The 7000-nt window shown below is 72.2% G+C and carries 5 protein-coding genes and 1 pseudogene; all 6 read right to left on the reverse strand.

The window, feature by feature from the left end; translation table 11 throughout:
• Positions 1–591: TerD family protein (locus tag PV341_RS42490; RefSeq protein ID WP_500360658.1), on the reverse strand; the 591-nt coding region annotated here is incomplete at its 3' end.
• A gap of 20 nt (positions 592–611) precedes the next feature.
• On the reverse strand, positions 612–1190 hold the full coding sequence (locus PV341_RS42495; protein ID WP_499511249.1) for a TerD family protein: 579 nt from the start codon (positions 1188–1190) through the stop codon (positions 612–614).
• A gap of 109 nt (positions 1191–1299) precedes the next feature.
• On the reverse strand, positions 1300–3396 hold the full coding sequence (uvrB, locus tag PV341_RS42500; protein WP_500327213.1) for an excinuclease ABC subunit UvrB: 2097 nt from the start codon (positions 3394–3396) through the stop codon (positions 1300–1302).
• Positions 3397–3445: 49 nt separating this feature from the next.
• Positions 3446–4597, reverse strand: coding sequence for an acyltransferase family protein (locus PV341_RS42505; protein ID WP_500327212.1), 1152 nt, complete (start codon positions 4595–4597; stop codon positions 3446–3448).
• Complete coding sequence (locus PV341_RS42510; protein ID WP_500360660.1) at positions 4594–6768, reverse strand: bifunctional polysaccharide deacetylase/glycosyltransferase family 2 protein; 2175 nt, start codon at positions 6766–6768, stop codon at positions 4594–4596. Before PV341_RS42510 ends, PV341_RS42505 begins: the two co-directional genes overlap by 4 nt.
• Positions 6769–6774: 6 nt before the next feature.
• Positions 6775–7000: pseudogene (locus PV341_RS42515) on the reverse strand (hypothetical protein); the annotation flags it as partial.

Below are 7000 nucleotides of genomic sequence, written 5' to 3' on the forward strand. Positions count from 1 at the left end.
TAAGAGACAGGCCCGGAGGCGGACGCCGTGGGCGCGCGGGGGGCGTACGGCGTCCGCCACGCGCGCGGCCACGGCGTCCGCCTCCGGGCGGCCCAGCCCCTGGTCGCGCAGCAGCTCCGCCAGCCCGCCGCCGTACCCCTGGCCGAGCGCCCGCACCTTCCAGGCGCCCTGGCGGCGGTAGAGCTCCAGGGCGACGATCGCGGCCTCGGCGCCGAGCCCGGTGACGGTGAAGCTCACGACCGGCGCCCCGTCGGAGCCGGCGACGGTCAGATGGGGCGCGGGGCAGGCCCCGAAGCGGGTCGGTGCCCCGGCGACCGGTGGCAGCGCCAGCAGCACGTGGACGCGCTCCACGTCCGCCGGCACGGCCGACAGGTCGGCGGTGACGCGCTGCTCGGCGGCGAGGCCCGCGGGCACCTCGATGCCCGGCAGCCGCGGCGCCCCGGGGTGGGCGACGGACCCGGGGCCGCTCACGCGCCCCTGCCCGTCACCCAGCGAGACACCGGCCACCACCGGCGTACCGGCCGACACCCGTACCTCCAGCGAGGTGCCGGGAAGCGGATGGTTCTGCCCGTGGACCAGCTCGATGGTCATGCCCGCGCCCCCCTGTGCGGTCAGAGCGCCGGCAGGATCGCCGGCATCAGGTCCTGGAACGTGCGGCCGTTGGCCGGGGAGCCGATCGCGGTCATCGACCAGCCGTCACCGTTGCGCTGCACCTTCGCCATGATCTGCGCGGTGTAGCCACCGCCTCCGGTCAAGGTGTAGCGGGCGAGTTCCTGCCCGTTGGTCTCGTCGACCAGGCGGCAGAAGGCGTTCTGCACCTCCTGGAAGGTCTGCCCGGTGAAGGAGTTGACGGTGAAGACGATCTGGTCGATGTGCACCGGCACCCGCTGCAGGTCGACCAGGATCGACTCGTCGTCGCCGCCCTGTCCGGCACCGCCGACGAGGTTGTCGCCGGTGTGCCGGACCGAGCCGTCGTCGCTGACGAGGTGACGGAAGAACACCACGTCCACGGGCTGCTTGTCGGCGAACAGGACCGCGGAGGCGTCGAGGTCGATCTCCCGGGTGCGGGAACCGAAGAGACCGCGACGCGGGGCGGCCTGCCAGCCGAGCCCCATGCGGACCGACGAAAGCGTCCCCCCGTCCGACTTCTGCAGGCTGATCTTCTGACCCTTGGTCATGTTGACCGTCACGCGCTGTCCCCTCTCAACCGTTTTGCCGTCGTGCGGTTGCTCCGCACCCTATGGGGAGACGCACGGGTAGGGCACCGTGGTTCGGCAAGAGATTCGACAGCCGGTACGGTCAGGCCACGCCGGCCTCCCGCATCTGCCGCAGCTCCTTCTTCAACTCGCCCACCTCGTCGCGCAGCCGGGCCGCGACCTCGAACTGAAGATCCGCGGCGGCGGCGTGCATCTGGTCGGTCAGCTCGCCGATGAGCTCCGCCAGTTCGGCCGCGGGCAGGCTCTTGGCGGCCCGCTTCTCCCCCGCCTTGGCGGACAGGCCCGGCACCGGCGCCTTGCCGCGCGAACGCTGGCGGCCGGAGCCCAGCAGCTCCTCGGTGTCGGCGTCCTCGCGGGCGAAGGAGTCCAGGATGCCGGCGATCTTCTTCCGCAGCGGCTGCGGGTCGATGCCCCGCTCCTCGTTGTACGCGATCTGCTTGGCCCGGCGCCGGTTGGTCTCCTCGATGGCCTTCTCCATCGCCGGGGTGATCTTGTCGGCGTACATGTGGACCTGGCCGGAGACGTTGCGCGCCGCGCGGCCGATGGTCTGGATCAGGGAGGTGCCCGAGCGCAGGAAGCCCTCCTTGTCGGCGTCGAGGATGGCGACCAGCGACACCTCGGGCAGGTCCAGGCCCTCGCGGAGCAGGTTGATGCCGACCAGGACGTCGAACTCGCCCGCCCGCAGGTCGCGCAGCAGCTCGACCCGGCGCAGGGTGTCGATGTCGCTGTGCAGGTACCGCACCTGGATGCCGAGTTCCAGCATGTAGTCGGTGAGGTCCTCGGACATCTTCTTGGTGAGGGTGGTGACCAGGACGCGCTCGTCGCGCTCGGCGCGCAGCCGGATCTCGTGCACCAGGTCGTCGATCTGCCCCTTGGTGGGCTTGACGATGACTTCGGGGTCGACCAGGCCGGTCGGGCGGATGATCTGCTCGACGACGCCGTCGCCGCGGGAGAGCTCGTACTTGCCCGGGGTGGCCGACAGGTAGACGGTCTGCCCGACGCGTCCCAGGAACTCCTCCCACTTCAGCGGGCGGTTGTCGAGGGCGGAGGGCAGGCGGAAGCCGTGGTCGACCAGGGTGCGCTTGCGGGAGGCGTCGCCCTCGTACATGGCGCCGATCTGCGGCACGGTGACGTGCGACTCGTCGATGACGAGGAGGAAGTCCTCGGGGAAGTAGTCGATGAGGGTGTCGGGGGCGGAACCCGCCTCGCGGCCGTCGATGTGCCGCGAGTAGTTCTCGATGCCGGAGCAGGTGCCGATCTGCCGCATCATCTCGATGTCGTACGTGGTGCGCATCCGCAGCCGCTGGGCCTCCAGCAGCTTGCCCTGCTTCTCCATGACCGCGAGCTGCTCGCCGAGCTCCTTCTCGATGCCGGCGATGGCGCGCTCCATGCGCTCGGGGCCGGCGACGTAGTGGGTGGCGGGGAAGACGTACAGCTGCTGGTCGTCGGTGATGATCTCGCCGGTGAGCGGGTGCAGCGTGTACAGGGCCTCGATCTCGTCGCCGAACATCTCGATGCGGACGGCGAGCTCCTCGTAGACCGGGAAGATCTCGATGGTGTCGCCGCGCACCCGGAAGGTGCCGCGGGTGAACGCCACGTCGTTGCGCGCGTACTGGATGTCGACGAACTTGCGCAGCAGCGCGTCCCGGTCGATCTCCTGGCCGACCTTGAGCCGCACCATGCGGTCGATGTACTCCTGGGGGGTGCCCAGGCCGTAGATGCAGGACACCGAGGCGACCACGACCACGTCGCGGCGGGTCAGCAGCGAGTTGGTGGTGGAGTGGCGCAGCCGTTCGACCTCCTCGTTGATCGAGGAGTCCTTCTCGATGTAGGTGTCCGTCTGCGGGACGTAGGCCTCGGGCTGGTAGTAGTCGTAGTACGACACGAAGTACTCGACCGCGTTGTTCGGCAGCAGCTCGCGGAACTCGTTCGCCAGCTGGGCGGCCAGGGTCTTGTTGGGCGCCATGACCAGGGTCGGGCGCTGCAGCCGCTCGATCATCCACGCCGTGGTCGCCGACTTGCCCGTGCCCGTCGCGCCGAGCAGGACGACGTCGTTCTCGCCAGCGCGGATGCGCCGCTCGAGGTCGTCGATGGCGGTCGGCTGGTCGCCGCTGGGCTGGAAGGGGCTGACGACCTCGAAGGGCGCCACACTGCGTTCGATGTCTGATACGGGCCGCATGGGTCAACGGTACGACCCCCCACCGACAACCGGTCCCGACCGGCCCGGGTCAGGGCAGGAGCCGGGGCCGGCGCCCCGCGGCGAGGTCCTCCACCCGGCCCAGGAGGAGCACCGCCACCGCGATCAGCACCCAGGCCACCGCGAACTGGAACCAGGTGCTGTCCAGCGGCAGCGACAGCTCGAGGAGCCTGACCCGCCACATCAGGTCGATCAGGGGGACGCTGAGCATGAGGGCGACCTCGTGCCACAGGTAGACGGTCACGGCCCGCGCGCTGACGATCCGCGCCGCCCGGTCCAGCGTCCGGAGCCGCCCGGCCGGGCCCGCGCCCGGCCGGAAGCGCAGCAGGAGCAGGACGAAACCGGCCGACCACAGGGCCTGGGCGAGCGGGATCTCGTTGAGGTCGTACGAGCCGTCCGCACGGTGGGACCAGGCCCACCAGGCGCCGGCCGCCATGGCGACGGCGGCCAGGACCGGCACCAGGCCCGCCCGCGCGCGGTCCAGCAGTCCGTCGTGGTGGGCGAAGCCGAGCAGCCAGCAGGTGAGGAAGGCCGCCAGATCGGTGACGGCGCTGCCGGCCCCGCCCTCCGGCAGGCTCCAGGGCGTCTGCAGGAGCACGACCGGGGCGAGGGAGGCGACGAGCACCGCGGTGGGTGACCGCCGGAACACGCGCAGCAGCAGCGGCGAGAGCAGGACGAACCACAGGTAGGCGCGCACGTACCACAGCACCCCCGTGGCCTGTTCGGCCCAGGCGCTGCCCGGCGGGTCCGCCAGCGGCACCACCCACCACAGCAGCCGCGCCCACCAGCGTGCCGCGTGGTGCCCACCGGGCGACCAGCCGTGGAGCAGCATCGCCGGGACCAGGACGGCGCCGAGGCACCACAGCGGCGGCAGGAGCCTGCGCAGCCGCCGCCGCACCACCGGCAGCGCGGGCCGCTTCTCCAGCGACCGCGCCATGAACGAGCCCGCGAGGGCGAACATCACGCCGAGGGAGGGGAAGACCAGGCTCAGCCACGCCCAGCCGAACGTGTGGTACGTCACGACGCGGACGAGTGCCAGGGCGCGCAGCAGGTCCAGGTACCGGTCGCGGGCGCCCGGGGCAGTGGTGGCGGCAGTGGCGAGCGCCCGCGCGCCGCGGCGGGCGGCGTGCCGGCCGGAGGTCCCGGGCCGGGGCAGGGGCAGGGAGGCGCCGGACGCGGTCACCGGGCGGCTCCCGCGGACGCCCGCGGGGAGTTGACCTCGCCGGTGCGCTCGAGCTTCTGCCAGCGCAGCCGGCCTCCGGTCATGGCCGTGACGCAGGAGTGGATCAGGACGAGGTACATCAGCTGCCGGTAGACGATCTGCTGCAGCGGCAGCATCAGCAGGTGGCGGTAGTGCTCGCGGTCCAGGCGGAAGGCGTAGGCCGCGCACAGCAGCTGCACGGACATCAGCGCGGCCCAGGCGAGGAGCGACCTGACCGGTGCGACGAAGACGGCGCCGTAGACGGTCAGGAGGTCGATCAGCGGCGCGAAGAGGGGCGTGACGATCTGGAAGAGCACGACCAGCGGCATGCCGACCCGGCCGAAGCGCCCCGAGGGCCCGCGGTCCACCAGGGAGCGCCGGTGCTTCCACAGCGCCTGCATGGTGCCGTAGCTCCAGCGGTACCGCTGCCGCCACAACTGGCCGATGCTGCCCGGTGCCTCGGTCCAGGCGCGGGCGTGCTCGGCGTACACCACGCGCCAGCCCGCGCGGTGCAGCGCGATGGTGACGTCGGTGTCCTCGGCGAGGGTGTCCCCGCTCATGCCCCCGGCCTCGAGCAGCGCGGCGCGGCGGAAGCCGCCGACGGCTCCCGGGACGGTCGGCATGCAGCCGAGCAGGTCGTACATGCGCCGGTCGAGGTTGAAGCCCATCACGTACTCGATGTGCTGCCAGGCCCCGATCACCGTGCCGCGGTTGCCGACCTTGGCGTTGCCCGCGACGGCGCCGACCCGCGGATCGGCGAAGGGCTGCACGAGCCGGTGCACGGTGCCGGGCTCGAAGACGGTGTCGCCGTCCATCATCACGACGAGGTCGTGACGGGCGTGCTCCAGGCCGCGGTTGAGCGCGGCGGGCTTGCCCGCGTTCTCCTGGCGCACGACGCGCACCTGGGGCAGGCCCATCGCCTCGACGATGCCGGCGGTGCCGTCGGTCGAGCCGTCGTCCACGACGACGATCTCCACCGGGTGGGTGCTCGCCGCGAGCGAGCCGACGGTGTTGGCGATGCACTCCTTCTCGTTGTAGGCGGGCACGATGACGCTGACCGGTTCGGTGACCGCGGGCCCCCAGCTGAAGCGGCGGCGGCCGCGGATCCTGGCGTGGCGGCGGGCGAGGACGAGCATCAGGGCGAAGCGGGCCAGGACGGCGACGCCGACCACGACGAGCAGCCAGAACAGGACGGGCATGGTGAACTCGGCCAGCGCCACGACCCCGATCAGGGCGCGCCCCTGCCACAACTCGGCGCCGCTCGCCCGGTGGTTGGCGGTCGTGGCGCCCAGGCTCGCGGTGAGCGTCGTGAAGGTGTAGCCCTTCGCCTTCATGGTGTCGATGTACGTGCCGAGCGCCTCCACGGTCTGGGAGCGGTCGCCGCCGGCGTCGTGGAAGAGCACGGAGGCGCCCTTGCCGCCCCTGGGGGTGGCGTCACGGACGATGGCGGCGGCACCGGGGCGCCGCCAGTCCTCGCTGTCGGTGTCGACGAAGGCGCTGATGTAGCCCTTGGTGCCGAGGTAGCGGTAGACGGGCCACGTGGTGTCGTCGACGGCATCGGGCTCGGAGGAGTACGGGGCGCGGAAGAGCGAGGTCGTGATGCCCGCGGCGCCCGCGAGCGCCAGCTGGGTCTGGGCGAGTTCCCGGTCGATCCTGGCCCTGTCCTGGTACGCCAGGTCGACGTGGGAGAAGGTGTGGACGCCGATCTCGCCGCCGGAGTCGACGATGTCGCGGATGAGCGCGGGGTACCGGGCGGCCATCTGGCCGACGACGAAGAAGGTGCCCGGCACGTCGTGCTCGCGCAGCACCGCGAGCACCTTCGCGGTCCACCGGGGGTCCGGGCCGTCGTCGAAGGTGAGCGCGATCGTCCGGGGCGGCAGGGTGTGGCTGACGGGCTCGCCGTCGGCGCCGAAGGTCAGCACGGGGCCGCCCCCGAGGACGGAGGCGGGCACCTGGCTCGCGCTCCCGGACTCGTGGACGCGGCTGTCGTTGCCGATCTCCGAGTGCAGGTAGCCGTCCAGCAGCATCACGCACACGAGCGCGAACAGCCCCAGCACGGCCATGACCACGCGAGGTCTGGGCACGGCCTGCCGGCCGGCCGACGCCACCTTGGTGATCGCACCGGGTGCCGCGTGCCGGGCCGTCCGCGCCATGGCCGCTCAGTCGTCCCAGCCGTCGCCGGGCACCGGGTCGCCGCCGGCGTCGCCCGGGGGGAAGGCGGGGGTGTCCGGCGACGGCTGGTACGCCTGAGCGGCCATGGCGCGGACGGCCCGGCACGCGGCACCCGCTGCGATCACCAAGGTGCCGTCGGCCGGCCGGCAGGCCGTGCCCAGACCGCGCGTGGTCATGGCCGGGCTGGGGCTGTTCTGTCTCTTAAACACATCT

The organism is Streptomyces sp. PA03-1a (genome assembly GCF_033792805.1).
Classification (GTDB): domain Bacteria; phylum Actinomycetota; class Actinomycetes; order Streptomycetales; family Streptomycetaceae; genus Actinacidiphila.

What these genes read in the sequence shown, in the direction of transcription:
- PV341_RS42510 (WP_500360660.1), bottom strand. Translation starts at nt 6,768, where the DNA reads ATGGCGCGGACGGCCCGGCACGCGGCACCCGGTGCGATCACCAAGGTG.
- uvrB (WP_500327213.1), bottom strand. Translation starts at nt 3,396, where the DNA reads ATGCGGCCCGTATCAGACATCGAACGCAGTGTGGCGCCCTTCGAGGTC.